Raw genomic sequence first — 26,177 nt, 5'->3', positions numbered from 1 at the left:
CGTAATCAATAATTCCTGCAGAACATTTATCAACTTCGATTTTCGAAAAATAGTTTAATGAATGAGATGTCCAAAAAAATAAATAGAAAAATCAATATAAAATTTTCAAACTATTCTGTTTCCAATTCTTTGAGCAGTTCTCATTAATTTCTCATTTTTAGCAGCATCACCGATGGAACTTATGCCGCCTCTAACTATCTTTCCAATAATTTCTGCATTCAAAGGTGATTTAAGAACAGATTCGAGCAGTTCAATAGTTGGTTTTCTTTTTTGTGCATAACCTTTGTCACTTGCTGCCCATACAAGGACAAATGCACCTTTTCTCCTCCCCTTTAATTTATTGTTGAAGTCTTTATCAAAGAGCGAATACAATCTGTCTATAAAGATTTTTGTCTGGGCAGAGATTGTACCAAAATAAATTGGTGATCCAATGATTACTCCAGTTGCTTTTTTGATTTTCTCTATGACTTTCTGAAAATCATCTTTTGTTTTACAATTTTTGTGGCTTTTGCAATAATCACATCCCTGACAGGGTTTTATTTTTAACTCATTAAGAAAAATCTTTTCAATCAATGCTCCTTTTAAAGATGCAGTTTTTAAGATATTATGTATAGTAACTGATGTATTACCATTTTTTCTTGGACTACCTATTATTCCAATTACATATTTTTTTCTTTTCATAATTCTATTGTTCCTCCCTAACTGCCCACCAATCTTTTTCACCAAGGCCTTCGGCATAATGCTTGCCTTCAATGCGCTCCCAATCATCAGAAATTTTTCCTTTTAAAATAACCCTCTTTTTTGTTGTGGTCCAGTAAAACACATTTCGTTCCTTACAATTTACATTACCATCAGCAAGAAAATCATTCTTTGATATCACCCCATTTATCTCACCACTATAAGTCATCTCATTTTTTGGCTGGTGAAAATATTTTATTTTAATCTGACCATCTTTTTGATTTACCGTCATTTTAAAAGAAGCATTATACGAAATTCCATCATGTCCGATCTTTCCTTTCCAATTACCGACAAGATTTTTAAGGATAATAATTCCAAGGTCAAGCGTCTCGCCTGAAACGAGCTTTATATCACTCGTGAATATTTGATAACCCGGCATTCTCAATTCAAGTTTATGTGGAATTGCCTGTATATTTTCTGATATATAGGGTGTTTTGCCAACGAGCATTCCATCAAGATAGACATCTGCACTCTCGGGTTGAGAATTTATCTGAAATACACCATAGATTGGAACAAGGCTTGCACTAATCACAGTATTTTTCCCGAATCTAAGATTTACTTTTGCCTGCCATTTTTCATACCCTTCTTTTTCAATATCAATAATATGAGACCCCATGAAAAGTTCCGGTGTCTCATAAACACCAATTTTTCTATTTACCAATTCCATTCGCCTTCCGTCAATTAAGATTGTTAAGTCAGTTGTGGGTTCAATATTTATTATAATTCTATTGCGTGTGAAATTCCATAATAATATCACGATGATATAAACCGCAACTGCACTGCCAGCGATTAGCAATGCCTTTTTAATAAAATTTCTCTGTGCGGCTAAAATTTCGGTTCTTATCTTGCTTAGAATTTCCTGATATTGTTTATTATCGGGATCACATTTAATTGCCCTTTCAAAGAAAGATATTGCTTCTCTCTTTTTGTTATTATTTATTTTATTTGTGCCAATCTTTGAGAGAATCAAAGCTAATTTTTTGCGTGATTGTTCATCTATTCTATCAAATGGTTCTTGTATCTTTAATACAAAATTTTCTGCTTCAGTAAGATTATTCTTGGCAAAACTTGCAAATGTCAAATAGGTCAGTATCATAGTTCGCATTTCATCAGTAATTCCTTCTTTAGTTAATAACTTATTAAGCATCTCGGTTGCCTTTTCATAATTGCCATTTTCATAATAATATTTTCCAATCGCCATGCCCAGTTTTGTATCTTCTATATTCATCTCCTCCATTTTTTGATAATATTTGGCAAGTCCTTCCATATCGTTCTGGTCGGTAAAATACTGGACAATTTCTTTTATCACCTGTTCATTATCAGGAACAAGTTGCTCTAATTTCTGTAATTCTGAAAATGTCTTTTCTTTATCGCCCTTTTGTTTGTAAAGATTTTTCATCAACATATGGAACTCTACACTCTCGGGTTTGATTTTGACGACCTTCTCACCAATAGTAATCGCTTCAATAGTTTTGTTTTGCAGATAATATACACGAAACAGACCAATGAGTGATTCTTCAGAATCAGGTTTGATATGTAACGCTGAATGGAACGCAGATTCGGCATTGTGCAGGTCATTTAGTTTAAGATAAATTAATGCGGATTTGCTATGGGCATCAAAATTATTTGGGTCTATTCCTATTGCAATTTTATATTCATCAAGTGCTTCATAAAGGAGCCCATTTTTTTGATAAAGACTTCCAAGTTCAACCCGTAAATTTACATCTTTTGGGTCTGATTCAATTTTTTTCCTTAAAAGATTTATATGGGCAGTGGTTTCAGTACTGAGGTTTATCAGGATTGTACCGCAGGCACTGCATAATTTATAATTTTCTTTTATTGTTGCGCCACAATGTGGACAATTATTCATAACCCCTACCTTTTTGGAGATCAAACCCCATATAATAAGTATATAAACATTATATAATATGTCAAGGGCGGTTAAAACTGACTTCTTTCCAACTTTATAGAATGGTTTCTTTAGTTTCAATAAAATCTTTTCGTAAGATTTGTAGTGGCAGACCTTGGTCTGCAAATATTTAAAAAGCCGAGTAAACTCGGCCACTACATTTAATTCATATTGATATGTCGACGATAATCAATAGGCAGTTTAAGGGTTAAAAATAATTTAAATAAATGTGTAGAGGATTCAGAGATTAGCAAATGTCCTGCTGATTGACTTTAAAGAGAAACCTGATATAATTATTTAATGCTCCAACAATTAAATGAATTTAAATATAAGGCAGAGACCAGAAAGGTTTATATCGTATATTTTTTAAAATTCTGGAAAGATGGGGAAGACTATATTGTAAAGTATCAAATCAGGGGAGAGGATAAAGATATATTCTGGTATGGGAGGATATCTAAAGAAAGGGCTTTGATTGATTTGAAGATCGAGCCAAAAGAAATAAAGACGATTGCTAATGAAGAATTGGAAAAGAAAATTAAAGAACACCTGATGGTTTTATTTACAACGGTTATAAAAAAAGGGCTTGATAAAGGATTTGAAGAACCGAATACTGAATTTGTGTTTTATAAAGAATCATTTGTAACTAAGCGTCTCTGGGACGAATGAATCATAGACCATTAGTATTCGAAGTCATCAAAGATTTATACTTGCAATATTTTTAATATCAGATATAATTGGCAATGAAAAAATTTTTACTTCTTGATGCCCATTCTCTGATATTCCGTGCCTATTTTGCATTTATAAAAAATCCACTCAAGAATTCAAAAGGGCAGAATACTTCAGGGGTCTTTGGTTTCCTCAATTCTCTAAAAAAAATAAAGACAAAATTTGCAAGTGATTATATAGTTCTTGCATTTGATGCCCCAGGTGAGACCTTTAGAGATAAGGTTTATAAGGAGTATAAGGCAACCCGGCCACCCGCACCAAGAGATATACCATTTCAGATTGAAAAGGTAAAAGAAATAAGTCATTATCTTGGCATCAAAAGTTTTGAAATGCCCGGTTATGAAGCAGATGATATTCTGGCAACTTTAGCAAAAAAATTGAAAGATTATGGTGAAGTTTATATTGTAAGTTCAGATAAAGACCTTATGCAATTAATTTCAGAAAATATATTTATCTACGATGTCTTTAATGATGTAGTATATGATAGAGAAAAGGTAAAAGAAAAATTTGGTGTTGAACCTGAACGTATCGGTGAATACCTTGCACTTTGTGGTGATTCAATTGATAATATCCCTGGAGTTCCCGGCATTGGTCCACATCGGGCAATAGAGATTTTGAAAAAATATCAGAATCTTGAAACAGCAATGGAAAAAGAGTCAAAATTAAAAGAACATCGCAATCTGCTTCAGTTATCCATGAAACTTGTAGAACTGGATATTAATACTCCAATCCAAATAAAGATCGACGATTTGGCGGCAAAAAATATAGAGATAGATAATCTTTTAAAAATTCTCTCTGAACTTGAATTCCATTCTTTAATAAAAGAATTTGCACCTAAATTTGATGCAAAGAATTTTAATAAAAAAACAGAATTGCCCGGTGCTGTAATAAATAAGAATCTTGGTATCGCATTTAGTGAAGATAAAGTTTTTTTGAGTTTTAGTGAAGGGGAGATATATACTACGAACTTAGAAGATGGGAAAAAGATTATATCTGATACAGGGATAACAAAGATCGGGTTTGATTTAAAAGAAATATATAAATCAATTCCACTGACCCCGCCGCTATTTGATGTGAAGATAGCATCCTGGCTTATAGAGCCGAATCTAAAGAACGAACGATTTGAAGATATCTGTTTAAAATATCTTAATTGTTATGTGGACTCATCGCCCGAGGTCATATCCAACCTTTCATTAAAACTTTATCCTGTTTTAAAGAAAAAACTGGAAGAAATTGATGAATTAACACTCTATAAAAGGATTGAAGAACCCTTAATAATTGTGCTGGCAAAAATGGAAAAGAGGGGCATTGGGATTGATCTCAATTTTTTAAAGGAGCTAAAGAAAAGGATTGAAAAAGATGTTCGCCTCCTTGCAGATGAGTGTTATAAGATTGCTGGATGTGTATTCAATATCAATTCTCCAAAGCAACTTGCGGAAGTTTTATTTGAAAGGTTAAAACTTACCCCGGTTAAAAAAGGAAAATCACATTTTTCTACAGATTTTGAGGTTTTGCAGCAATTGAGTGCGAAGCACGAATTGCCACGCAAAATCCTTGAGTATCGCGAACTGGCAAAGGTTGCAAACACATATATTGACCCTTTAATTGAATTGGCAAAAAACGGTAGAATACACACTACATTCAATCAAACCGGAACTGCTACAGGCAGGCTTTCATCGAGCAATCCAAACCTACAAAATATTCCGATACGAAGTTACTGGGGTAATGAACTGAGGAAGGCATTTATTGCCCAAGATGGGTTTTTGCTTATTTCTGCTGACTATTCCCAGATTGAATTGCGGATTCTTGCCCATATAACCAAGGACAAAAATCTCATTGATGCATTCAAATCAGGTCGTGATATCCATAACCATACTGCATCCTTGATATTTAATACCCCTGAAGAGAATGTCAATGAACATCAAAGACGGATAGCAAAGGTGGTAAATTATGGTTTAATTTATGGAATGAGTGATTATGGGCTTGCCCAGGAATTGAGTATATCCCGTGAAGAAGCAAGTCAATTTATTCAGAAATACTACACACTGTATCCTGGGGTTGAAGAGTGGAGAAAGTCGGCAATAAAGAGTGTTGAAGAAAAAGGTTATACAGAGACAATATTTGGTAGAAGAAGACCTATCCCCGAGATATATTCAGAGAATTTTAATCTTAAGGAATCAGCAAAGAGACTGGCAATAAACACACCGATACAGGGGACTGCTGCGGATTTGATTAAGCTCGCAATGATTGAAGTTGAAAGAAGACTTTCGGATGCAAAGTTCGCAAGCGGACTTGTATTATCAATCCATGATGAACTTTTGTTTGAAATAGAACAGGAGCGTGCTGAGGAGGCAAAAGAGATAATAAAAGAGGTGATGGAAAATATACATAAGTTTGAGGTACCTATTGAGGTTGATATTGGTATAGGGAAAAATTGGAAAGAGGTGCATTGATGCAGTTCTTTTTTATAACATTGATAATTTACAATCAGATTGCAAGTCTTGAACAGAGACAATTTTATAGTTTTGATTCTCCACCTTATCTAACACCGAGTTCATCACCATCAACTTCGGTCGTAATCAATTGGAACACAAAATTGCCAATGCCAAGTATTGTTGCCTTTGGGACGGATTTGTTATTAAGGGATACTATCACAATATATAAATTTACAAATTTCCATCATATAGTTATAAATAATCTTAATCCTGGGTCAGAGTATTACTACAAAATTTTGCCGGATGGAGAAATAAATACATTTAAAACCTTCCCCTTGTTTGCAGATTCGTTTAATTTTATCGTAATTGGTGATACAAGAAGTGATTCTACTAGCCACCAGGCAGTGATTGATAGAATTTCACAATATGATTTTGAATTTATTATCCATTCCGGAGATTTCGTTACCAGGGGATATAGCACTGATGATTGGAGGAGATTTTTTAATATAGAAGGTAAAATCATTTCGAAAAAACTATTTTTGCCCGCAATTGGCAATCATGAAAAACCTTTCTGGCAGTATGATACACTCTTTGCCCTGCCCGGAATAGAAGATTTTTACTCGGTGAGATTCGCCAATGTCTGTATTATTTGCCTGAATACCGAAATGGAATTAGCTGGTTTACAACAGAAATGGCTCGTCAAGGAATTGAAATTTCTCTCTACGGATACAACCATTCACTGGATATTTGTGAATTTACACAGACCTCCTTATTCTTCAGGAAGTCATGGTAGTGATATGAAGGTGCGCAAGACTTGGTGTCCCATATTTGAAGAATATGGTGTGGATATCGTATTCTGTGGACATGACCATTCTTATGAGAGAACAAAAGAGATAAACGGAGTTATTTATATAGTCTGTGCAGGCGGTGGTGCACCACTATATAATGTAGGAAAGAATGAGTGGACTGCATATTCAGAAAAAACCCATCACTTTTGCCTGGTTTCTGTTAAAAGAAAGGAATTATTATTAAGGGCAATAAAACCTGATGGAACGGTCTTTGATTCACTGAGGTTAAACAAATGAATATACCTGTCTTTGACCTTCATTGTGATACACCATTGAATATAAAAAAGAAAAAATTCAAGCACCTCAAACCTGACTATCTAAATCATAAGATATTTTATGGGGCAATATTTGCCCATTTTATTTATCCAAAAGAGAAAGAGCCATTTGATGCGGGTGTTAAACTTGTGTTGAATACATTGAATTATTTGAAGAGCAGAAAAGAAATAAATATTCTTTACGAATTAAATAGACTTGATACTAAAAAAACAAATATCATATTGGGAGTTGAGGGTGGTCATATATTTGATAAAAGTTTCACACAATTTGAGACCTTTTATGAACTCGGTGTGCGTGTATTTACGATTACCTGGAATAATTCAAATAGATTCGCTCATTCCGCATTTGATAATGATAAAAAGGGATTAACAAGAATGGGTAAGGAATTTATTAAAATGCTTAAGTACTATGACATAATAATAGACCTTTCCCATTCCTCAACCCGAACAGCATTAGAAGTTTGTGAAATCAGTGAAAATCCAGTAATTGCCTCACATTCCTGTATCAGGAGTTTAAATCCATTTATCCGAAACATTGATGACCAGGCAATAAGGGCAATTGTGAAGAGAGACGGCGTTATTGGTATGAACTTTTCTAAGAAACACCTTGGGACTCATAATGTAGTTGAGCATATTGATTATCTTTATAAAAATTTTGGAATTAGTAGCGTGGGGCTGGGTAGTGATTTTGATGGAATCACTGATCCAATTTTGAAATGCCCTGAAGGATATATAAAAATTGAAAATATGCTAAGAGAAAAAGGTTATAAAGAAAACCAAATTGAAAAAATATTTTATAGAAATTTTTTGGGGATTTTAAGAGAAATATAAATTATGGTGTAACATCCGTATAACGCACGATAAAAGCCGAACGGTCGTAAATATCCTGGAGTTTAATATCTTTATCAATGAGGATTTTTTTTATCTCTGATAGCCTTTCTTTTACAATTTGGACATGGGCTTTTAATAGCTCACAATATTGTTTCGTCCTCAATTTTGTTCCGTATAGAATTTGTATTGGACACCTCCCTCCACAATAAAAGTGGATACCGCAATTATAACAACCGAGCGATTCTTTCAATAATAGAAATTCCTCTGGATTTTGTTTCAATTTTTTACCAATTTCAAATGGTAAATCAACACAGGCAAGTATCTCTCCACCGACGAGGTCGTAATTCGTTTTTAACTCTGCACCGCAAGCTGTATGATTTCTCTGCTTTTCTGTAATTAGATATAAAACCAACTCATTAAGATGGGCAATGGGTAATAAAATTCCGTTCTTTAATTTTTCAATGTAATATCCAACTATTGTTTTGAAATCATTTGTGTAATTTTCAAAATATGCAGAAAAATTTTTAAAATCATCCTGGGTTTCAAGCCAGTGCCAGAAGAAATGATTAACAAGCCCTTCATTATATAATCTGATAAATTCTTCAAAACATTTCAATAATGATTGATCTTCACGTAATGTTGCCCACATTAAAATATTACCGCGATAATCTCCTTTTATTAATTTAAGGTTTTTCCTGATCCGTTTGAGGTCTGTTCCAATCCTTACCCGGTTATGCTGTTCTTCGTCACCATCAATTGACACCGCGTAAATCCAGATATTTTTAGCAATCTCTAAATAGTCTTTAAAAAATCTGGCAAGAAATTCTCCATTTGTATAAATCATAAATTTAACTTTGCTATAATCTTTACCTTTCTGCAAATTTTCAATTATCGGCACAAAACGATGGGGTTCAAGGAGTGGTTCTCCGCCATAAAAACACATCGTTGCCGGCAGGTTTTTATTTTTCTTGAGTATTTCTTTTATGATTTTTAAATCGCGTTCTATATTGATTTCTAATTCTTCTGGTTGTAGTTCTGAATTATTCGTAATCGTCTGATTGATACACTCCTGGCAGCGGGCGTTGCATTTGCTCGTAACAAAAATATTAATAATCAAATCTCTGTTTTCTTGAAAGTCTGCAAAATTCATTTTACCTGCCATTTTATTTCATTTATTTTCGTAATTACTAAATGTAGGACTTGCAAAATATATTTTTTGCATCCTACATCTTTGAAGAAGATCTATTACTTATTTATGCACGCTTAATGGAGGTGAGCGGAGTCGAACCGCCGACCTATGCGTTGCAAACGCATTGCTCTCCCAGCTGAGCTACACCCCCTAACGGATGTTTATTGGTTACAGGGCATAGTGGTTGGAATAACTGATGCCCCAAAACTTATTATCTTAAGAATTAAAATCTTCCAAAGTTCAGATCTAAGCCAAAGGATTTGAAAAAAGTCGTTTCTTTATTAAAGAGTCTTTCCTGATTAAGATGAAAATCCAGATTAAATTCCCTTATGCGTAATCCAATCCCGGGTTCCACAATCCATGCTTGAGGAACGAAGTCTTGGTTAAACTCTTCACGCGCACCCATTCGGAGATAGAATGTTTTATTCAATGGTAGTTCAAACCCAGCAAAAAAGTAGGCGAAGTCAGCCGTGATATCCCCTTGGCGCAATAGATATTCCATCCCCAATATAACGAATCCATCATTGAGAATGAGCCTCTGGAGTGCCAAACCAATATTATGGCTCTGATAATCATAGGGTGCAGATTTAATATTCAATGAATACTTTGGAATCAAGATATATTCACTTTTACGTTTGAGCAACCTGATATTTATATCATAGCTTTCGTTTACATTTATTTCGTTATTAATAATACCCGAGAAATCAATTCGCATATCAAACGTCGCGTAGCCCAATCCTATGCCCAGGCGATTACGGTTTTTTACCGGTGAACCCATAATACCGAGTTCAAATTTTTTTACAGTAATGCCATAGCCAATGTTGAAATTCTTATCCTGCCAGAACGCGAGCCCACCATATTTCTCAATGGGTGTGATCACTATACCAAAATCGTTTTTTAATGATACTATATCGCCATAGAAATTATTTGGAAATACATTTATGTGTTGTGGATAGATACCTATATTCACCGGGTCATCTATATAATCGCCAACCACCAAAGTATTCATTCTCGTCCAGTTTGCCCATAGAGGGCTGAACACCACAATCAATCCAATAAACATTATTTTCTTCATAATAAAATATTATATCCAAAATTCTTAATTAGTCAATGATCATTTATTTTTTGTGAGCAATTTTTTTAGAATATATCCGGTCATTAACCGATTTAGGTGCTCAAATCCAGCACTGCCGATAAGATCTGACGCCTTCATTTCTGTAGTATAACACTCATCACTGTCAATGTGTTTTTTCTCTACTTTTATCGGGTATTCAGCATCAAATGTAATCATAAATTCCTTTAAAGGGACATTAAATACGCCTTTTTCCGAATATTCAGTGATTAGACTTTCAATATCGCGACGATTGCGCGACAATCTTTCAATTTCTTTTTCAATTTCACCGCGGGCTGAGGTTATCTTGCCAAAATAGAATTGTAACTCATCGGGATTTTGAATTTCTTTCAGTCTTTCTGTACCTTTTTTTAACGCGCCTTCAAGAATGGCTATTGCCTTTTGAATTTTATCCTGAGCGTCAATGAGAAAAGAAAGGTAGGCTTCAACAATCTGAAAAGAGGGCATTTTCTCCAAGTTATCATAAAACAATTGTCCAAATGGCTTGCAGAATGGCCCTTTTTCAGAGTCCTCCATATCGTCAAATATCATTCAATGCCTCCGTTTATCCTTTTTCAAGTGCCTTTGCATATGCGACCGCAATCCTGCCAAGTCTTCTATAGCCTGCCTTAAGATACCATTTTCTCATCCACTGGGAAATGACCTTTTTTACATCTTCTGGCATCTGGTCAAATTCTTCTTTGGCCTTCTGTGCTGCTTCATCCATGCTGGCAAGTAGTGTTTCGTTAATTTTTTCCTCTTTCATGATTCCCCCTTAATATAGATACATTATATTCATATATATATAGTTGTCAACAATGTGTTCTGAACAGAGATTTTAGAACCATTTTTTTATTGAGAACAAATGAGAATAATGGATGGTATTAAAAATTTTCAGGTATTGACTTTTTTCATAAAATGGTTATAATTTAGGCTATGAAAACAAAGGTTTTAAAGAAATCTGAGATAAAACGAAACTGGCATGTGATTGATGCCCAGGGTAAGATACTTGGAAGAATGGCAACAAGGATTGCCAGAATTCTAATAGGTAAAGATAAACCACAATATTCTCCCCATGTTGATTGTGGGGATTATGTGGTTGTGCTCAACGCTGATAAATTTAAAGTCACGGGCAATAAGCTGGAAGATAAGATTTATTATAAACATTCTTTTTATCTTGGTGGTTTAAAGGCAATTAATCTGAAACTTATGCTTGAAAAGAACCCAAAAAAGGTGCTCTATCATGCGGTCAGCGGCATGCTGCCCAAGAATAAATTCCGCGCACGACGACTAAAAAGATTGAAGATTTATCTTGGGACTGAGCACCCTCATATGGCACAATCACCAAAGGAAATTCAGATATAGGAGGTTTATTAATGGAATCAATCTTCACTGGTTCGCGTAAAAGGAGTGTGGCAAAGATTAGATTATTTCCAGGAAAAGGAATAATAAAAATAAATGGAAAAGATCCCATTAAGTATTTCTGTCGCCAGGACCTTGTTGATCTTGTGAATCTGCCTTTGATTACCGCTGGTGTAAAAGGGGCAGTGGATATTTATGCGAAGGTTTCAGGTGGCGGGGTTTCTGGTCAGGCAGGTGCGGTTAGTTTAGGGATTGCCAAGGCACTCGTTAATTTCAACCCTGAGTTGAGGCCAACATTAAAAAGTGCGGGATTATTGAAAAGAGACCCACGGGAAAAAGAGCGTATGAAATATGGATTGGCAAAGAGACGTAAAAGATTCCAATTCTCCAAACGTTAAAGAGAAGGAGGTATTTTGGAGATAGTTACAATGCAGGAATTGATAAGTACCGGAATACATTTTGGACATAGGACAAAGCGCTGGAATCCAAAAATGGCTAAATATATTTTTGGTAAAAAGAATGGGGTTCATATCATTGATCTACGCCAGACCCTTGAAAATCTTAAAAAGGCTTATGAGATAACGGTTCGTATTGCGGAGCAGGGAAAAGGAATATTATATGTGGGAACAAAAAAGCAGGCACGAGATGTAATAAAAGAAGAGGCATTAAGGGCAGGTGCATTTTATATCACTGAGCGCTGGCTTGGTGGTTTACTTACAAATTTTAGCACATTATATACGAGGGTGCAAAGATTGCGAGAATTAGAACAGATGAAAGAAGACGGACGGTGGTCAATGCTTCCCAAAAAGGAGCTTGTCCGGTATGAACGCGAGTTTACAAAACTTTCAAAGTATTTTGAAGGCATAAAAGAAATGGACAGACTACCAGGACTGGTATTCATCGTTGATATAATAAAAGACGCTACTGCAGTTAAAGAAGCAAAGAAGGTAGGTGTTCCAATAATTGCAATTGTGGACACGAATACAGATCCAACCGATATAGACTATCCGATTCCGGGGAATGATGATTCACTCAGGGCAATTTCCCTTGTTGCAAAGGTCATTTCTAATGCAGTCCTTGAGGGTAGAAAAGGTTTTGAAACTGAAGAAAAGGAGGCATAAATGGATACTGAAAAAATCAGGGAGTTAAGGGAAAGGACCGGTGCAGGTATTGTTGATTGTAAAGATGCCTTGATGCAGGCAAATGGAGATATAGAACAAGCAGTTGATATTTTGAGAAAGAAAGGAGTAGCCCTTGCTGCAAAAAAGGTGGGCAGGATTACAAAAGAAGGCATCATTGATGCCTATATCCATCCTGGAGACCGATTGGGGGTTCTTGTTGAGGTAAACTGCGAAACTGATTTTGTGGCTCGCAACCAGGATTTTCGCAGGTTCGTACATGATATTGCATTGCAGATTGCGGCAAGCGAACCATTGGTGGTAAGTCGTGAAGAACTTACACCCGAAATAATTGAAAGGGAAAAAGAAATATATCGGAGTCAGATGCAGGATGTCAAAAAACCCCCTGAAATAATTGAAAAGATTATTGAAGGTAAAATGGAAAAATTTTATAATTCGGTATGTCTTTTAGAACAGCCCTTTGTAAAAATTCCGGAAAAGACTGTTGGTGACTATTTAAAAGAACAGATCGCAAAGTTTGGCGAAAATATTGTAATCAGAAGATTCATCCGTTTTCGCCTCGGTGAGTAGAGACAAGATAAAATACAAAAAAATTCTCTTAAAAATCTCCGGTGAAATACTCGGACAGAATGACGAAGTTTTAACACCGAGCATATTAAATTACATTGCCGAGCAGATACTTTCAGTTTATAAACTTGGTGTTAAAACCGCAGTTGTAGTCGGGGGCGGTAATATAATAAGAGGCAAAGAGATTTCCTGGTTAAATCCAGTGGAAGCAGATTTGTGTGGAATGGTTGCTACGGTAATCAACGGTATGGCACTTTATTCAATACTAAAAAAAACCATAGATAATGTTTATTTGCGCAGCAGTTTTGAAGTTACGGGATTTGTAGAGAGTTTTCACAAAATAGAAGACCAAACGATTTATAATCAAGGTGGTGTGATCATTCTGGTAGGGGGAACAGGTAATCCTTTATTTACTACTGATACTGCTGCCGCACTTCGTGCCGTTGAATTTTCTTCAGAAATACTAATAAAAGGAACAAAGGTTGACGGTGTATATTCAGCCGACCCTAAAAAGAATAAAAATGCGAAATTTTATCGTAAGTTGAGATTTCAACAGGCGATCGAAAAAAATCTAAATGTTATGGACATTACGGCATTTAGAATATGCAAAGATGCAGGGATTCCCATTTATGTTTATAATCTTATGAAATATCCTCTCAAAAAAATTCTTTACGGAGAGGCAGTTGGTACCCTTGTTTATTGAGGAAATTCAGGAGGAAATTTATGATAGATAAAATCAAAAACGATGCCCGGCAGAAAATGGAAAAATCAATAAACCTTTTAAATCAGGAATTTGCAAAAATAAGAACCGGAAGGGCTACGCCCGCACTTCTTGACGGCGTAAAGGTTGAGTATTATGATAGCCTTTTGCCATTAAATCAGGTTGCCAGCATCAGCATCCCTGAGCCGAGGTTGATCGTAATCCAGCCCTGGGATAAGCAAGCACTTTCTGCGATTGAGAAGGCAATATACAAAGCTGATATCGGACTTACCCCGAATAATGATGGTAATGTGATTAGACTATCTTTGCCGCCATTGACTGCAGAAAGAAGGGAAGAACTCGTGAAGCTCACACAAAAACTGGCTGAAGAATGCAGGGTTGCGATAAGAAACATACGAAGGGATGCAAATAATGACTTAAAAAAATCGGAAAAGGAAAAAAAGATTTCTGAAGATGACTCATTTAAAGCACAGGAATCAATCCAGAAAATGACCGATGAGTATATAAAAAAAATTGATGAGATACTCAAGAAAAAAGAAAAGGAAATCAGAGAAGTTTAGTTAATCAAATAAGTTATAATACAATATAATACCTATCCCTGAATGGTCTAAAATGGCAGTTGGATTATTATGATTGTCAGGACCGATATAAATATATCCCATTATCTCATTGTAATATAAAAAACCGTCTTCATTATAAAACTGGTCATTCCGTGTATAAGTATAAAAAATTTCAAATTGGAATTTTTTTATCTTTTTTCCTAATCCTATGAACAGCCCTACATCATTGCTCTCAAAATATTTAGGATATTTTTCATTCATCTGATAATTACTCAGTGCATCAATCGTCAGTTTTGTAAATGAAACTTCAAACCCGCTTATAAAGATTATTGGACCAAGGTAAAGATTGAACTTAATATCAAAGGGTATTCGCCAATATCGCCATTCTTCATTTAACCAGAATGTATCGGTACCAGCAGGATAACTGAATTTCCCGGTACTTTTGTCCCTGAAATAGTAAATTGAAAGGCAAGTTGAGAGATTTTCAATCTTCATAAATTCTAATTCCAGGGTCGGCGAATATAATATATTATCAAATCTACCAAGATCGCCATTCCAGCCAAGCATTGATGCCCTGTTTTCAAGAAATTGGAAATGTTTATTAAAATGCCCGATAGTGCAATAGTCTATCTTTAATCCGAGTAAAAATGGGATTGAATTTATTAGAAAGAAGATCATGGGGGTAAAGGGGTATCAAAAAAATATAAAAGGGCAGATTCGGATTCAAATGCATCGCTGAATGATATAAGGTATTTATTGCCATTTACTGAAACCAATATTGGTAATTCTGAAATGCAGGAAAAGTTATGGACTATTCCCATTGATATATCATATATTCTTCCATCTGCATATAATTTAAATGCATTTACATTAGAGCCGTTTGAACAAAGAAGCAATAATCCATCTTCAATGCCTATAATTGACAAATTATTGGACTGAACATTTTTGAGTTCGGTCCAGTTTGTCCAATCTTGAGACATTATAATTCTGTTTTGAATCAAAAGATAAAGTCTTTGTTTTTTATCAATGGCAAAAGCAATTATTGGTTCAGTTTCTGAATTATAAAGAGTATCCCAGTGAAGCCCCTGATTTGTTGAGTTTAACAAGCAATGCGTGGTCGCTACAAATATCTCTCCAGATTCTCTGACCGAAAGATTTATGATTTTGTCTGAACCAGTCAATATTGTATCAAAGTCAATGCCTGTCATATCGGGTCTCAATAAAATATTGCTACTGGCAAGATAAAATATTGATGTGTCCAATGGTGAGAATGAAAGGTACTCAATACACTCAATATCTGGAACAGAAATTATTCTGATAATACTCTCCATACTACAATAATAAATCTTGCCATTATCGGTTCCTATGAGCAATCGCTGGGGAGCATTAAAAGAAGATGCAATAACTGTTAATATTCTATATGGATAGGTAATCGGCAGTCGTTTTATGACAGTGTCCTGGAGGATATATATATTGTTTTCACTGCCGATGAAAAATTCGTTTCTGTTAATTTTTGATGCCTCTATTCGGTAGATCAAATCTTCAAAATTAATTTTCTTCCAGCGGTCCTCAAACTCATCACCAAGCGGAACAAAGTGCCCATAATAATCACTGCAGACAATAAAAAGCAAGGTTATGAGCAGAGGGAATTTTTTCATTTTAAATCAATTTTAAAAATTTTTAAATATAGTTTTGGAGTATTGGTTTTCATTAGATTGTCTTCATTATCTATAGATTTATAGTTGGTTTCTAAGGGTAGAGTATTGTGTCCCATAACCGCACCGATTATTGGAAGAGGAAGGATAAAAAGCCCTGCCCAATATTTTGTATCACGAGAGATATGTGAAGTGATTAGGATTGTACAGAGCCCGAGTTGGGCACCAATAAAACTGTTTTTTATAGCCTGAATAAAAGATTTTTTTGAGTGATTTTTATTATAAGGACTAAAATGAATAAAAGAAGATGCACAGATGGGCATTCCAACGGTATAACCAAACACATAGCCAAGTTCTTGAGCAAAGTTGCCCGTACTATAATCGGTTAGGGAAAGCGAAAAAAATGTAATATAAGCAACTGACCCGAAACCAACTGCGCCACCGATCAATCCATGGATTCCATCGACAAAATAATTGCGGTCTATTGCAATTACTGAATCGGTAGAAATATTGCTTAGACTTATGATAATTAGAAAGACTCCCGTCATATAGACAAATATTATATACTAATTAGCACAAGTCAATATATAGTTGGGCTTTTATTTTACCGATTATTATACTAAACTCAAACGGCTATTTTTTGTCAAAATAACGAATAGGAGGTAAAATGCCTAAATTCTGGGATGATTTTTCACGGTGGCTTGAGGATGCTTCTAAGGTTCTGAGCAAGGAAGCTGGTGACCTGACGATGAAGGGTAAGTTGAAAATGGAAATATTTGAACTAAAGAGGCAGTTGCAGGAATTGTTTAAGGAACTCGGAGAGGCTTTTTATGGTTTTTTCCCGTTGAAGGGAAATGAGGATTTCAAAAGTGATAAAAATATTAAAGGTCTTGTGCAAAAAATAAAACGGATTAAGAATGAAATAACTAAAAAGGAAGCAGAATATAAAAAAATTGGTCAGAAGAATAAATAAAAGAAAGGAGGTTAACCATGGCAGATAAATTTATTAAAAGATGGGATCCTTTCAGGGAATTGGTTTCATTAAGAGAGGATATGGATAGGCTATTTAATGCATTCTTTGGTAAACCACTTGCTGAGGAATCAGAAGGAGTTTGGATTCCAGTGATTGATATTGAGGAAGATAACGAAAATTTCATTGTCAGTGCCGAACTACCTGGCTTGAAAAAAGAGGATGTAAAGATTTCTGTTCGGGGCAACTTATTGACCATTTCCGGGGAAAGAAAACAGGAGACTGAGACTAAAAACAAGACCTATCATAGAGTTGAAAGAATGTACGGAAAATTCGCAAGGACGATATCGTTACCGAGTGAAGTTGATGTGAATAAAATAAAGGCGGTATATAAGGATGGCGTGCTACATATAACACTACCCAAACCCGAAACAATGAAACCGAAAGAAATTGAAGTTGAGATAAAATAGGGGTGATAATGGAAGGCAAAATTTCATTAAGGGGTGTGGGTATCATTGCTGGGGTGTCAGCAATTGTCGCCTTCTTGTTCGGATTGATTATAAGTACTGGGATTCCTGTTATTTCAAACAAAACCGAAGCAAGTCAGGGCACGGTTGGATTAAATCCAATCATCACCGAACAAGGAGAGAGTCCGTTTACCAAAGTGGCAGAAATGGTTTCACCTGCAGTTGTAAATATCTCGGCTGAAAAAACTGTTAAAACAGGTATAGAAGACTTTGAATGGAATTTCCGTGGTCCATTTGAAGACTTCTTCCGTGACTTCTTCAGAAATTTTCCACGCGGTGAGAGCAAGACTACAACCCTTGGTTCTGGCTTTATCATCTCCGAAGATGGTTATATCGTAACAAATCACCATGTTATAAAGAATGCAAATAATATTATAATCCGTCTTACCAATAAGAAAGAATATAAAGGTAAGGATGTCAAAATAATCGGTTCTGACTCCCGAACAGATGTTGCGTTGTTAAAGATAGAAACAAAAGAAAAATTTCCTTATTTAAATTTTGGCGACTCTGATAAGATAAAGGTTGGTGACTGGGTAATGGCTGTTGGCAATCCTTTTAATCTTGAAGGAACGGTTACTGTCGGCGTGATATCAGCAAAGGGCAGAAGTCATATCCCATTAAGTGAAGGTCCTGATTTACAAAATTTTTTGCAGACCGATGCGGCGATAAATCCCGGTAATTCAGGGGGACCATTATTAAATCTTAAAGGTGAAGTAATAGGCATTAATACAGCAATTACATCAACGAGTGGCGGCAATATCGGAATTGGATTTGCCATACCAATAAATCTTGCAAAGAATATTATTGAAGAACTGAAGACGAAAGGCAAGGTCACAAGAGGTTATCTTGGTGTCTATCTTGAGGAACTGACAGAGGATATGAAAAACGCATTGGACCTTAAATCTCTTGATGGTGTTCTGGTAAATGAAGTTATTGCTAATTCACCTGCAGATAATGCTGGAATAAAAGAAGGTGATGTGATTATTGAATACGATGGACAGAAGGTGACTGATGTTCAGTCATTCAGGATAATGGTTGCATCAACAACACCGGGTAAGAGCGTAAAATTAAGATTGATAAGAAATGGTAAAGAAATGGAGATAAAGGTGAAGATCGGTGAAATGAAAGAAGAGGTTGTTGCAAAGAGTGGTGAAGAACACGAAACCAAACTCGGTTTGCAGGTTGTGGATATTGACAGCCCTGATGCAAAAATGTATAATATCAGCGCTAAGAAAGGGGTTGTTGTGACGAGTGTGGAATCTAATTCTCCGGCAGGAGATGCTGGAATACAGGTTGGAGATGTTATCCTCGGGATTGGAAATAAAGATATTAAAAATATTGCTGATTTTAAAAATGCAGTACAGAATTTAAGAAAAGGTAAGCCGGTGATATTTCAAGTTCAACGTGGTGAGAGAAAGAGATATGTGGCAGTGACACCATAGATTAATGGGGATAAAGAAACGGGTAAAGGAAGCAGGGCTACAACAGTTTATTGAAGAGATCAGTAAATATCCCATTCTCTCAAAAGAAGAAGAATTTGAACTTGCCCGCAGGATAAGAGAAAAAAAAGACAACAATGCCAAAGAAAAACTAATTCTTTCAAATTTGAGAAATGTTCTTCATATCTGTAAGCAATATCAGGATTATAGTTTAAGTTTAAGTGAATTGATAAATGCTGGGACACAGGGGTTGATGCATGCAGTAGATAAATTTGATGAAAGAAAGGGCTACAGGTTTAGCACATATTCAACATGGTGGATAAAGCGCGAGATTTATAAAGCAATATTCTCTGAACAGGAACTCATACCAAAGAGTAATCTGGCAAAAAGAATAAAGATGTTCATCCCTAATTTTGTTCAGGAACATGGACATGAACCGACAATACAGGAAATTGCCAAACATTTTAAAGTTTCTGTTCACCAGGTCTCAAATGCCCTTATTGAGTTACTTCCTATGATTTCGCTTGACGAGACGCAGATGGATGAGGAATCGGGTCCTATGATAGAAACAATATCAATTGAGCAGTGTGCATCAGAAAAGTTAGTTTTACCATCACCCGAAGAAATTTTGAAACAGAAACAAGAATCAGAAAAAATTCAAAAGGCGTTGAAGAAATTATCGCCTCGGGAAAAAGAGATATTAGAAAGAAATTTTGGGCTCGGCGATTTTGAGGTTCAAAGTCTTGAAGAAATAAGCAGGTTAATGAATATAACAAAGGAGAGGGTAAGGCAGATAAGGGATAACGCATTGAAAAAATTGCGTTTAATCCTCCCGCGGATAAAATAAATTTTCAGATTTTATAATTCTTCAATAAAGATTTCGGTATTTGTATAGATACAAATTTTGGCGGCAATGTTTATTGATTCTTCAACGATCTCTCGCGCCGAGAGATTGGTATATTTTACAAGCGCCCGTGCAGCAGCCAGGGCATAGGGAGCGCCCGAGCCGATTGCAACAATGCCATCATCCGGTTCAATGACATCTCCTGCTCCAGAGACAATATATGAATGTTCTTTATCAAGGATCGCCAGAAATGCCTCCAGCCTTCTTAATATCTTGTCCTGACGCCAATCTTTGGCAAGTTCAATCACACTCCTCGCTACATTACCCCGGTATTCTTCTAATTTTGCCTCAAATCGTTCAAATAGTGTTAAGGCATCTGCAGTTGCACCAGCGAAACCAACAAGAATCTTATCTTTGTACATTTTACGAATCTTCCTTGCGCGGTGCTTCATTATCGTTTCACCAGCCGTTACCTGACCGTCGCAACCAATAGCTACTTTGTTATTATGCCTCACACCAAGTATCGTGGTTGACTTCATAAAATTATTATAGTCAGAGAAAACATTATGTCAATCATTGATTTTAAGAAATTTTTGAATATAATTATCCAAAGGAGGCAAAATTGAAAGTTCTGATTTCTGACCCAATTGCGAAAGAAGGGATTGAAATTTTAAAGAAGAGTGGATTTGAGGTTGTTGAAAAAACTGGAATGACGCCGGATGAGTTGATAAAAACTATTCCGGATTTCGATGCAATAATTGTGCGCAGTGCAACAAAAGTAACAAAAGAAGTTATTGAGGCAGGAAAGAAATTGAAGGTGATAGGCAGGGCTGGTGTTGGGCTTGATAATGTTGATGCGGAGGCAGCAAAGGCAAAGGGGATTAAAGTGGTTAATACACCCGCTGCGACTTCTATATCAGTTGCCGAACTTGCCTTAGGAATGATGCTATCAGCTGCAAGAATGATTCCCCAGGCCACCGCATCAACGAAGGCGGGTAAATGGGAAAAGAAGAGATTCCACGGAACCGAGCTCTATGGCAAAACGCTTGGTATCATAGGTATCGGAAGGATTGGTTCTGAATTGGCAAAAAGGGCAAAGGCACTGGGAATGGAAGTTATTGCCTATGATCCCTATGTCAATTCTACTGATTTTGGAAAGATCGTTGATTTTGATACATTATTGAAAAACTCGGATTTTATATCCTTACATATTCCCAAGACAAAGGAAACGACCCATTTATTAAACAAATCTGCATTTGATAAAATGAAAAACGGTGTAATAATCGTAAACTGTGCAAGGGGTGGTGTTGTAGATGAGGATGCTCTATATGATGCATTGGTTTCAGGAAAAGTTAAGGTTGCCTGTCTTGACGTCTTTGAAGTTGAACCCGCTAAAGAACATAAATTATTCAGTTTGGAACAGGTTATTCTCACACCCCATATTGGTGCCCAAACCGATGAAGGACAGCAAAGGGCAGGGGTTCAGATCGCTGAGTTAGTCAGAGACGCACTTAAATAAATACCGAAGAGCCTGATTACCTAAATAGCATAAATGCCATTTACAAATTCAAAAAGGAGGTTCAATGCCGGAGATTAGACCCTTCAAGGGTATCAGGTATAATCCAGAAAAAATTAAGAATCTTGCTGAAGTGATAACTCAGCCTTACGACCAGATAACAGATGAAATGGAAAAGGAATACAAAAAAAGGAGCCCTTATAGTTTTGTTAACCTCGTCCTTACCCATTATGCTGATGGTCATGATCGTAACAAGGAATATGAAAATGCAAAGAATTGTGTTGAAACCTGGCTGAGAAATCAAATATTTGTGCAAGATAAAGAAGAGTCAATTTATCCATATTTTCAGGAATTCAGTGTTGAAGGAAAACGTTATATAAGAAAGGGTTTTATATGTAGATTGAGACTTGAAGAATTAGGAAAAGGTAATATCTTACCCCACGAAAAGACCCTTTCTAAACCAAAAGAAGACCGTCTTAATTTAACAAGGATTACCAAAAAGGATTTTGAGCCAGTATTTTTATTGTACACTGACCCAAAGAATACGGTTATGGATATGATTGAGATGAAATGTAAGGACAAACCACTCGTGGATGTAATGGATGATCGGGGAGTGACACATAAATTATGGAAGATTTCGGATAAGGATACAATCAAAAAGATTGCCTCGGCATTAAATGAAGCGATATTTGTCATTGCTGATGGACATCACCGTTATGAAACTGCATTCAATTATCTAAAAGAAATTGGAGAGGTAGGCACAGAACATCCAGCAAATTTCAAAATGGTGACCCTTGTGAATATTCAAGATTCAGGGCTTGTGATACTACCCACCCATCGTTTGCTAATGAATTTGAGGGATTTCAAAACCGATGATTTCATAAAAAAGGCAAAGGATTATTTTGAGGTGAAGAAAATAAATAGGCAAGAACTTAAATCAGCACTTGCAAAAGAAAAGATGTACACGTTTGGATTTTACACAAAAAACGATTGTTATACTCTTAAACTAAGGGATTTGAAGGTGATGGAAAAATTCCTCCCTGAGCGGAGCAAGGAATACCAAAGTCTTGATGTGGCAATACTCCATACGGTTTTGATAGAAAATATCCTTAATATAAAACCCGAAAAGATTGAAGATTATGTAAGATACCAACGTGGGATTGAGGAGACATTGAATAAAGTTGATTCTGGAGAATTCCAATTTGCGTTCTTGATGAATCCAACCAGGGCTGAGCAGGTGCGCGACGTCGCAACAAAAAAAGAGCGGATGCCTCAGAAATCAACCGATTTTTATCCTAAATTGATTTCGGGGTTGGTATTTTATGACATAAAGGGATAAATTAAAAATATAACTTATTCTTTTTAATATATTCTAATACTTTGGGGACTGTGAGATATTCAACGCACAGCCCCCTTCTTATTCTATCTCTTATTAATGTAGAAGAAATATCTATCAATGGGGCACTACTGATAATGATTTTATCATAGAATGGTTTGATTTTTTTAATTTCAAAATTAGGACGGGGTAATACAATCACATTTGTTTCGTTAAAGATCACCTCTGGTTTTTTCCAGTGGTTTATCTCGTTCCACTGATCTGCGCCGATTATTAAATAGAGATTTGCTTGTTGATAAATTTTATCAGATTTCCTCAGTGTCTTAATTACCTTGAATGTATAACTTCTACCTTTGATTTTCTTTTCAATGTCACTGATAAAAAATCTTTTATTGCCTTTGATTGCAATCTTGGTCATCTTATAACGATGTTTATAAGGAGAGTAATTAAGTTTATGAGGAGGATTAAATGCAGGAATGAAAATTATTCTATTTAGGCTGAATTCTTCAAGGACCCACTCACATATTATCAGGTGTCCAATGTGGGGTGGGTCAAATAGACCACCAAAAATTCCTACTGATATATTATTATGGCTTTTCAATTTGCAATCTTTTTATTCTTTTTTCTGCTGATTTTTTCCAGCCTTCAGTTTCGCGCAGTTCTTTGTATATCTCATAAGCTTCTTGTTTTCGATTAATTTTTTCATAAGTTAGAGCAAGTAAAAATTTTGATTCATCAGCAGACGGCGTCTCTGGATAATTTTCAATAACATATTTAAAGTACAGGATCGCAGATTCATATTCTTTCATCTTAAAATATAATCTTCCATTTTCCAATTCTTTCTTCGCCAGACGATTTCTTGCCTGGAGGATCAACAATCTTACCGAATCCCCATAACTTGAATTTGGGAAACGGGTTATGAAATCATCAAATAAAGATATCGCCTCTTTTGTTTCGGTCTGGTCTTTTTCATAGCCGGGCGATTTTAAATAATATGCCTTTGCCCTTAATAGATAACTTTGCTCAAGAAATGGACTATTGGAAAAATTCTTTATTAAATATTCAAATTCAGTAATTGCTTGATTATAATCCTTTTTTTCAAAATATGATTTTGCGAGATAGAACTGGGCATCATCAACAAATTCGGTTGAGGCATGATAGAATATAATTTTTTCAAAGGATTTTATTGCCGAATCGTATTTTTTGTGCTTATAGAATTCCATTGCCCTTTCAAATTCATCTTCAGGCTCAAGCGGTGCTATCACCTGCTTACTACAAAAAATAACAATGCAGAATATCAAAAATTTTAATTTCGCAATCCGCAATCCGAAATCCAAAATTTTGTTCATTATCTCTCCTTTATCTCTTTTATTCTTTCCCGTGATCTCTGGACAAGTTCACCTTTCTGATAGGGGTTAAGGCTGAGTACCTTTTTGTAATATTCCATTGCCTGGTCATAGTTTTCGCTGGTATAAAATATTTCACCAAGATAAAAACAGGCATCGTCGAGCAATGATTTGGGTTCTTGATTTGTCACAACTTCCTTTAAAAATACGGTTGCACTGTCATACTGTCCTTTATCATAATACTTTTTTCCTAAAAGAAAATTGATTTCACCGAGCAATAGCAAATTTTCTGAAGTCCTTGCCCTTTTATATTCTCTCAGGGCTATTGTCCGTGCCAGCAAAAGGCTATCACATTCAATCAGCGATTTCAAAAAATTTTTTAATGACCTCCTTGCCATTTCAGATGTAGAATCAATTTCATATGCTTTTATGTAACCGGCAAGAGCACCAGGATAATTGCCCTGTTGAAAATTCAAATCTGCAACTAAAAATAGATTGTCTGCCTGTTTGTAATCGGGGATTAATTCGGGAATTGTTTTATAAAGCTGGAGTGCCTTTCGTAAATCAGATATTTTTAGGGCTTTTTTTGCTGAAGTAGTGTAAATATATATAATACTATCTCTAAATATCGTATCCAACTGAAGGGAATTTTTAAAATATTCTTTTGCCTGGTCATATTTATTCTTTCCAAAGTAGCATAAACCTAATAGATATTGAATCTCTGCATCTTTATCTTCACGATATTTTAAGATTTCAATAAGTGCCCGATCATAATTCCACTGATTGATAAATTTTCGAGCATTATTTATATGAGCATTTTTCTGAGAACAGGATATTAAAAAAATTGATAATAAAAAAATTTTTAGTTTCACAGTTTTGCGACGACGCCCTCCACAATTTTTATAAGCTTTCGTTCTGCCTTTTTCGCCGCCATAATTATTTTTACAATACTCGCTGGCTGAAGTGCATCAGGAATTCCCATATCAGTAATCACTGAAAGTCCAAGCACCTTTATCCCTAAATATCTTGCCATAATTACCTCAGGGACTGTGGACATTCCAACAGCGTCAGCACCAATTGTTCTAAGGAAACGATATTCGGAACGGGTCTCAAGATTTGGACCGGGAACAGCAACATAAACGCCTTTTTTTATAAAAATACCAAGTTTCTGCGCAACACTTTCCGTGAGCTTGACAAGTTTGGGATCGTAACAGTTGAGCATATCAGGGAATCTTGGTCCCATCTTCAAATCGTCGGGACCGCGCAATGGATTATCGCATATTAGATTGATATGGTCGGTAATTATCATTATATCACTCGGGGAAAATTCCGGGTTCAAACCGCCCGCCGCATTTGAAATTATTAAATATTTGACTCCCATTTTTTTCATAACAATTATCGGATAAGTGATTTCTTTTGCATTATACCCTTCATAATAATGGAATCTTCCCTGCATTACCATAACCCGATGGTTGCAGAGATGACCGAAGAGCAATCTGCCTTTATGGAATTCAACAGTAGAAACTGGGAAATGAGGAATATCGGCATAGTTAAACGAATCTTTTACTTTTATACTTTTCACCAGACCACCGAGTCCGGTTCCGAGTATTATCCCGATCTCAGGTCTCAAACTTGTCTTTGCACAAAGATAATCCAGGGTCTTCTTTATTTTTGCCTTCATTTCTTTTCTAATCTTTCAAGTAAACGAAGGTAGGATTCAAGAAGTCCGCGGAATTCAGAGACGAGCAATAATTTCTGGTGTTCAACCATTTTTGTCTCTTCTTTTATCCTTGCCAGCTCGGACTGTGCCTCACGCAGGAATTTCTGTGCTTCAACCCGGGCGTTTGCAATGATTGTTTCAGCCTCTTTCTTTGCACCTTCCCTTAATTCCTCAGTCGCCTTCTGGGTAGTGGTAAGGGTGTCCTGTAAAATTTTTTCCATCCTTCTATAATCTTCAATCTTCGCATCAAGGTCTTTGACCCTTTCATTAAGTGAAGCATTCTCCCTCATCAAATTTTCCATTTCATTTGATATCATTTCGAGGAATGAACGGACTTCATGGGGGTCGTAGCCACGCAATGATTTCCTGAATTCCTGCTTACGAATTTCAAGCGGTGTTATTGCCATAATACC

At 35.7% G+C, this 26,177-nt stretch carries 31 protein-coding genes and 1 tRNA gene; 16 read left to right on the top strand and 16 right to left on the bottom strand.

What is annotated here, in order from left to right; genetic code table 11:
- Positions 1–105 precede the first annotated feature (105 nt).
- Both ABIL69_02835 and ABIL69_02830 read right to left on the bottom strand, forming a co-directional pair.
- Complete coding sequence (locus tag ABIL69_02835; protein ID MEO0122923.1) at positions 106–681, bottom strand: flavodoxin family protein; 576 nt, start codon at positions 679–681, stop codon at positions 106–108.
- Between the two features lie 4 nt (positions 682–685).
- The gene (locus ABIL69_02830; protein ID MEO0122922.1) at positions 686–2,803 is read right to left on the bottom strand and encodes a PEGA domain-containing protein; all 2,118 of its coding nucleotides are present in this window, start codon (positions 2,801–2,803) and stop codon (positions 686–688) included.
- A gap of 144 nt (positions 2,804–2,947) precedes the next feature.
- Between ABIL69_02830 and ABIL69_02825 the strand changes: the two genes are divergently transcribed.
- From ABIL69_02825 to ABIL69_02810, 4 genes are all read left to right on the top strand, one after another.
- A complete protein-coding gene (locus ABIL69_02825; protein ID MEO0122921.1) occupies positions 2,948–3,313 on the top strand; it encodes a hypothetical protein in 366 nt (121 codons plus the stop codon).
- 74 nt (positions 3,314–3,387) lie between these two features.
- Entirely contained in the window at positions 3,388–5,826 is a 2,439-nt protein-coding gene (polA, locus tag ABIL69_02820; GenBank protein MEO0122920.1) for a DNA polymerase I, read from the top strand.
- On the top strand, positions 5,826–6,893 hold the full coding sequence (locus ABIL69_02815) for a metallophosphoesterase (GenBank protein ID MEO0122919.1): 1,068 nt from the start codon (positions 5,826–5,828) through the stop codon (positions 6,891–6,893). The genes polA and ABIL69_02815 overlap by 1 nt, the downstream gene beginning before the upstream one ends.
- Positions 6,890–7,762: a membrane dipeptidase gene (locus ABIL69_02810; protein MEO0122918.1), complete on the top strand. Its 873-nt coding sequence runs from the start codon at positions 6,890–6,892 to the stop codon at positions 7,760–7,762. The genes ABIL69_02815 and ABIL69_02810 overlap by 4 nt, the downstream gene beginning before the upstream one ends.
- A 1-nt stretch (position 7,763) precedes the next feature.
- Here ABIL69_02810 and ABIL69_02805 read toward each other — a convergent pair whose 3' ends face one another.
- From ABIL69_02805 to ABIL69_02785, 5 genes are all read right to left on the bottom strand, one after another.
- Positions 7,764–8,912, bottom strand: coding sequence for a radical SAM protein (locus ABIL69_02805; GenBank protein ID MEO0122917.1), 1,149 nt, complete (start codon positions 8,910–8,912; stop codon positions 7,764–7,766).
- Between the two features lie 117 nt (positions 8,913–9,029).
- Positions 9,030–9,102 (bottom strand) — tRNA-Ala (locus ABIL69_02800).
- Between the two features lie 72 nt (positions 9,103–9,174).
- The gene (locus tag ABIL69_02795; GenBank protein MEO0122916.1) at positions 9,175–10,026 is read right to left on the bottom strand and encodes a hypothetical protein; all 852 of its coding nucleotides are present in this window, start codon (positions 10,024–10,026) and stop codon (positions 9,175–9,177) included.
- Between the two features lie 39 nt (positions 10,027–10,065).
- Positions 10,066–10,614 carry a hypothetical protein gene (locus tag ABIL69_02790; protein ID MEO0122915.1) on the bottom strand — a complete coding sequence of 183 codons (549 nt, stop codon included), beginning with the start codon at positions 10,612–10,614 and terminating at the stop codon, positions 10,066–10,068.
- 13 nt (positions 10,615–10,627) lie between these two features.
- Positions 10,628–10,828, bottom strand: a complete 201-nt coding sequence (locus tag ABIL69_02785) for a hypothetical protein (GenBank protein MEO0122914.1) — start codon at positions 10,826–10,828, stop codon at positions 10,628–10,630.
- 170 nt (positions 10,829–10,998) lie between these two features.
- Here ABIL69_02785 and rplM point away from each other — a divergent pair, with 170 nt between their 5' ends.
- The 6 genes from rplM to frr are packed head-to-tail and all read left to right on the top strand — an operon-like array spanning position 10,999 to position 14,411.
- Entirely contained in the window at positions 10,999–11,427 is a 429-nt protein-coding gene (rplM, locus tag ABIL69_02780; GenBank protein ID MEO0122913.1) for a 50S ribosomal protein L13, read from the top strand.
- An 11-nt stretch (positions 11,428–11,438) separates the two neighbouring features.
- Positions 11,439–11,822: a 30S ribosomal protein S9 gene (gene rpsI / locus ABIL69_02775; GenBank protein ID MEO0122912.1), complete on the top strand. Its 384-nt coding sequence runs from the start codon at positions 11,439–11,441 to the stop codon at positions 11,820–11,822.
- A gap of 15 nt (positions 11,823–11,837) precedes the next feature.
- Positions 11,838–12,545, top strand: a complete 708-nt coding sequence (rpsB, locus tag ABIL69_02770; protein ID MEO0122911.1) for a 30S ribosomal protein S2 — start codon at positions 11,838–11,840, stop codon at positions 12,543–12,545.
- Positions 12,546–13,133 (top strand): translation elongation factor Ts, encoded by a 588-nt coding sequence (tsf, locus tag ABIL69_02765; GenBank protein MEO0122910.1) that lies wholly within the window; start codon positions 12,546–12,548, stop codon positions 13,131–13,133.
- Complete coding sequence (gene pyrH / locus ABIL69_02760; GenBank protein ID MEO0122909.1) at positions 13,126–13,833, top strand: UMP kinase; 708 nt, start codon at positions 13,126–13,128, stop codon at positions 13,831–13,833. Before tsf ends, pyrH begins: the two co-directional genes overlap by 8 nt.
- Positions 13,834–13,853: 20 nt before the next feature.
- A complete protein-coding gene (gene frr / locus ABIL69_02755; protein ID MEO0122908.1) occupies positions 13,854–14,411 on the top strand; it encodes a ribosome recycling factor in 558 nt (185 codons plus the stop codon).
- Here frr and ABIL69_02750 read toward each other — a convergent pair whose 3' ends face one another.
- Genes ABIL69_02750 through ABIL69_02740 form a run of 3 tightly spaced genes read right to left on the bottom strand, consistent with a single transcriptional unit; the run spans position 14,412 to position 16,614 of the window.
- Entirely contained in the window at positions 14,412–15,089 is a 678-nt protein-coding gene (locus ABIL69_02750) for a hypothetical protein (GenBank protein ID MEO0122907.1), read from the bottom strand.
- Positions 15,086–16,069 carry a hypothetical protein gene (locus ABIL69_02745; protein ID MEO0122906.1) on the bottom strand — a complete coding sequence of 328 codons (984 nt, stop codon included), beginning with the start codon at positions 16,067–16,069 and terminating at the stop codon, positions 15,086–15,088. The genes ABIL69_02750 and ABIL69_02745 overlap by 4 nt, the downstream gene beginning before the upstream one ends.
- The gene (locus ABIL69_02740; protein ID MEO0122905.1) at positions 16,066–16,614 is read right to left on the bottom strand and encodes a hypothetical protein; all 549 of its coding nucleotides are present in this window, start codon (positions 16,612–16,614) and stop codon (positions 16,066–16,068) included. The genes ABIL69_02745 and ABIL69_02740 overlap by 4 nt, the downstream gene beginning before the upstream one ends.
- Positions 16,615–16,733: 119 nt before the next feature.
- Here ABIL69_02740 and ABIL69_02735 point away from each other — a divergent pair, with 119 nt between their 5' ends.
- The 4 genes from ABIL69_02735 to ABIL69_02720 are packed head-to-tail and all read left to right on the top strand — an operon-like array spanning position 16,734 to position 19,849.
- Positions 16,734–17,039 carry a hypothetical protein gene (locus ABIL69_02735; protein ID MEO0122904.1) on the top strand — a complete coding sequence of 102 codons (306 nt, stop codon included), beginning with the start codon at positions 16,734–16,736 and terminating at the stop codon, positions 17,037–17,039.
- A 17-nt stretch (positions 17,040–17,056) separates the two neighbouring features.
- On the top strand, positions 17,057–17,506 hold the full coding sequence (locus ABIL69_02730) for an Hsp20/alpha crystallin family protein (protein ID MEO0122903.1): 450 nt from the start codon (positions 17,057–17,059) through the stop codon (positions 17,504–17,506).
- Positions 17,507–17,514: 8 nt separating this feature from the next.
- Positions 17,515–19,005: a DegQ family serine endoprotease gene (locus ABIL69_02725; protein ID MEO0122902.1), complete on the top strand. Its 1,491-nt coding sequence runs from the start codon at positions 17,515–17,517 to the stop codon at positions 19,003–19,005.
- Between the two features lie 4 nt (positions 19,006–19,009).
- Positions 19,010–19,849: an RNA polymerase sigma factor RpoD/SigA gene (locus ABIL69_02720; protein MEO0122901.1), complete on the top strand. Its 840-nt coding sequence runs from the start codon at positions 19,010–19,012 to the stop codon at positions 19,847–19,849.
- An 11-nt stretch (positions 19,850–19,860) separates the two neighbouring features.
- Here ABIL69_02720 and hslV read toward each other — a convergent pair whose 3' ends face one another.
- Positions 19,861–20,385 (bottom strand): ATP-dependent protease subunit HslV, encoded by a 525-nt coding sequence (hslV, locus tag ABIL69_02715; GenBank protein MEO0122900.1) that lies wholly within the window; start codon positions 20,383–20,385, stop codon positions 19,861–19,863.
- Between the two features lie 83 nt (positions 20,386–20,468).
- Here hslV and ABIL69_02710 point away from each other — a divergent pair, with 83 nt between their 5' ends.
- Both ABIL69_02710 and ABIL69_02705 read left to right on the top strand, forming a co-directional pair.
- Positions 20,469–21,365, top strand: a complete 897-nt coding sequence (locus ABIL69_02710; protein ID MEO0122899.1) for a hydroxyacid dehydrogenase — start codon at positions 20,469–20,471, stop codon at positions 21,363–21,365.
- 64 nt (positions 21,366–21,429) lie between these two features.
- The gene (locus ABIL69_02705; protein MEO0122898.1) at positions 21,430–22,701 is read left to right on the top strand and encodes a DUF1015 domain-containing protein; all 1,272 of its coding nucleotides are present in this window, start codon (positions 21,430–21,432) and stop codon (positions 22,699–22,701) included.
- Between the two features lies 1 nt (position 22,702).
- Here ABIL69_02705 and nadD read toward each other — a convergent pair whose 3' ends face one another.
- From nadD to ABIL69_02680, 5 genes are read right to left on the bottom strand one after another with little or no spacing between them, the layout of a single operon-like run.
- Positions 22,703–23,299, bottom strand: a complete 597-nt coding sequence (nadD, locus tag ABIL69_02700) for a nicotinate-nucleotide adenylyltransferase (GenBank protein ID MEO0122897.1) — start codon at positions 23,297–23,299, stop codon at positions 22,703–22,705.
- Entirely contained in the window at positions 23,286–24,047 is a 762-nt protein-coding gene (gene bamD / locus ABIL69_02695; GenBank protein MEO0122896.1) for an outer membrane protein assembly factor BamD, read from the bottom strand. The genes nadD and bamD overlap by 14 nt, the downstream gene beginning before the upstream one ends.
- A complete protein-coding gene (locus ABIL69_02690) occupies positions 24,047–24,916 on the bottom strand; it encodes a tetratricopeptide repeat protein (GenBank protein MEO0122895.1) in 870 nt (289 codons plus the stop codon). Before ABIL69_02690 ends, bamD begins: the two co-directional genes overlap by 1 nt.
- On the bottom strand, positions 24,913–25,725 hold the full coding sequence (locus tag ABIL69_02685) for a purine-nucleoside phosphorylase (GenBank protein MEO0122894.1): 813 nt from the start codon (positions 25,723–25,725) through the stop codon (positions 24,913–24,915). The genes ABIL69_02690 and ABIL69_02685 overlap by 4 nt, the downstream gene beginning before the upstream one ends.
- Positions 25,722–26,171, bottom strand: coding sequence for a DivIVA domain-containing protein (locus tag ABIL69_02680; GenBank protein MEO0122893.1), 450 nt, complete (start codon positions 26,169–26,171; stop codon positions 25,722–25,724). Before ABIL69_02680 ends, ABIL69_02685 begins: the two co-directional genes overlap by 4 nt.
- Positions 26,172–26,177: the final 6 nt, after the last annotated feature.

The sequence above is a fragment of the candidate division WOR-3 bacterium genome (assembly GCA_039802005.1).
GTDB lineage: Bacteria > Hydrothermota > Tepidihabitantia > SM23-42 > JAOAFX01 > JAOAFX01.
The sequence above is the reverse complement of the archived record's forward strand: the minus strand, read 5'-3'. Positions and strand labels throughout refer to the sequence as shown.

What these genes read in the sequence shown, in the direction of transcription:
- ABIL69_02745 (MEO0122906.1), bottom strand. Translation starts at nt 16,069, where the DNA reads ATGAAAAAATTCCCTCTGCTCATAACCTTGCTTTTTATTGTCTGCAGT.
- ABIL69_02815 (MEO0122919.1), top strand. Translation starts at nt 5,826, where the DNA reads ATGCAGTTCTTTTTTATAACATTGATAATTTACAATCAGATTGCAAGT.
- ABIL69_02835 (MEO0122923.1), bottom strand. Translation starts at nt 681, where the DNA reads ATGAAAAGAAAAAAATATGTAATTGGAATAATAGGTAGTCCAAGAAAA.
- ABIL69_02795 (MEO0122916.1), bottom strand. Translation starts at nt 10,026, where the DNA reads ATGAAGAAAATAATGTTTATTGGATTGATTGTGGTGTTCAGCCCTCTA.
- polA (MEO0122920.1), top strand. Translation starts at nt 3,388, where the DNA reads ATGAAAAAATTTTTACTTCTTGATGCCCATTCTCTGATATTCCGTGCC.
- ABIL69_02740 (MEO0122905.1), bottom strand. Translation starts at nt 16,614, where the DNA reads ATGACGGGAGTCTTTCTAATTATCATAAGTCTAAGCAATATTTCTACC.
- ABIL69_02735 (MEO0122904.1), top strand. Translation starts at nt 16,734, where the DNA reads ATGCCTAAATTCTGGGATGATTTTTCACGGTGGCTTGAGGATGCTTCT.
- ABIL69_02785 (MEO0122914.1), bottom strand. Translation starts at nt 10,828, where the DNA reads ATGAAAGAGGAAAAAATTAACGAAACACTACTTGCCAGCATGGATGAA.
- ABIL69_02725 (MEO0122902.1), top strand. Translation starts at nt 17,515, where the DNA reads ATGGAAGGCAAAATTTCATTAAGGGGTGTGGGTATCATTGCTGGGGTG.
- ABIL69_02825 (MEO0122921.1), top strand. Translation starts at nt 2,948, where the DNA reads ATGCTCCAACAATTAAATGAATTTAAATATAAGGCAGAGACCAGAAAG.
- frr (MEO0122908.1), top strand. Translation starts at nt 13,854, where the DNA reads ATGATAGATAAAATCAAAAACGATGCCCGGCAGAAAATGGAAAAATCA.
- ABIL69_02750 (MEO0122907.1), bottom strand. Translation starts at nt 15,089, where the DNA reads ATGATCTTCTTTCTAATAAATTCAATCCCATTTTTACTCGGATTAAAG.
- ABIL69_02730 (MEO0122903.1), top strand. Translation starts at nt 17,057, where the DNA reads ATGGCAGATAAATTTATTAAAAGATGGGATCCTTTCAGGGAATTGGTT.
- hslV (MEO0122900.1), bottom strand. Translation starts at nt 20,385, where the DNA reads ATGAAGTCAACCACGATACTTGGTGTGAGGCATAATAACAAAGTAGCT.
- tsf (MEO0122910.1), top strand. Translation starts at nt 12,546, where the DNA reads ATGGATACTGAAAAAATCAGGGAGTTAAGGGAAAGGACCGGTGCAGGT.
- bamD (MEO0122896.1), bottom strand. Translation starts at nt 24,047, where the DNA reads ATGAACAAAATTTTGGATTTCGGATTGCGGATTGCGAAATTAAAATTT.
- rpsI (MEO0122912.1), top strand. Translation starts at nt 11,439, where the DNA reads ATGGAATCAATCTTCACTGGTTCGCGTAAAAGGAGTGTGGCAAAGATT.
- ABIL69_02680 (MEO0122893.1), bottom strand. Translation starts at nt 26,171, where the DNA reads ATGGCAATAACACCGCTTGAAATTCGTAAGCAGGAATTCAGGAAATCA.
- rplM (MEO0122913.1), top strand. Translation starts at nt 10,999, where the DNA reads ATGAAAACAAAGGTTTTAAAGAAATCTGAGATAAAACGAAACTGGCAT.
- ABIL69_02790 (MEO0122915.1), bottom strand. Translation starts at nt 10,614, where the DNA reads ATGATATTTGACGATATGGAGGACTCTGAAAAAGGGCCATTCTGCAAG.
- ABIL69_02805 (MEO0122917.1), bottom strand. Translation starts at nt 8,912, where the DNA reads ATGAATTTTGCAGACTTTCAAGAAAACAGAGATTTGATTATTAATATT.
- ABIL69_02685 (MEO0122894.1), bottom strand. Translation starts at nt 25,725, where the DNA reads ATGAAGGCAAAAATAAAGAAGACCCTGGATTATCTTTGTGCAAAGACA.
- ABIL69_02720 (MEO0122901.1), top strand. Translation starts at nt 19,010, where the DNA reads ATGGGGATAAAGAAACGGGTAAAGGAAGCAGGGCTACAACAGTTTATT.
- ABIL69_02810 (MEO0122918.1), top strand. Translation starts at nt 6,890, where the DNA reads ATGAATATACCTGTCTTTGACCTTCATTGTGATACACCATTGAATATA.
- ABIL69_02705 (MEO0122898.1), top strand. Translation starts at nt 21,430, where the DNA reads ATGCCGGAGATTAGACCCTTCAAGGGTATCAGGTATAATCCAGAAAAA.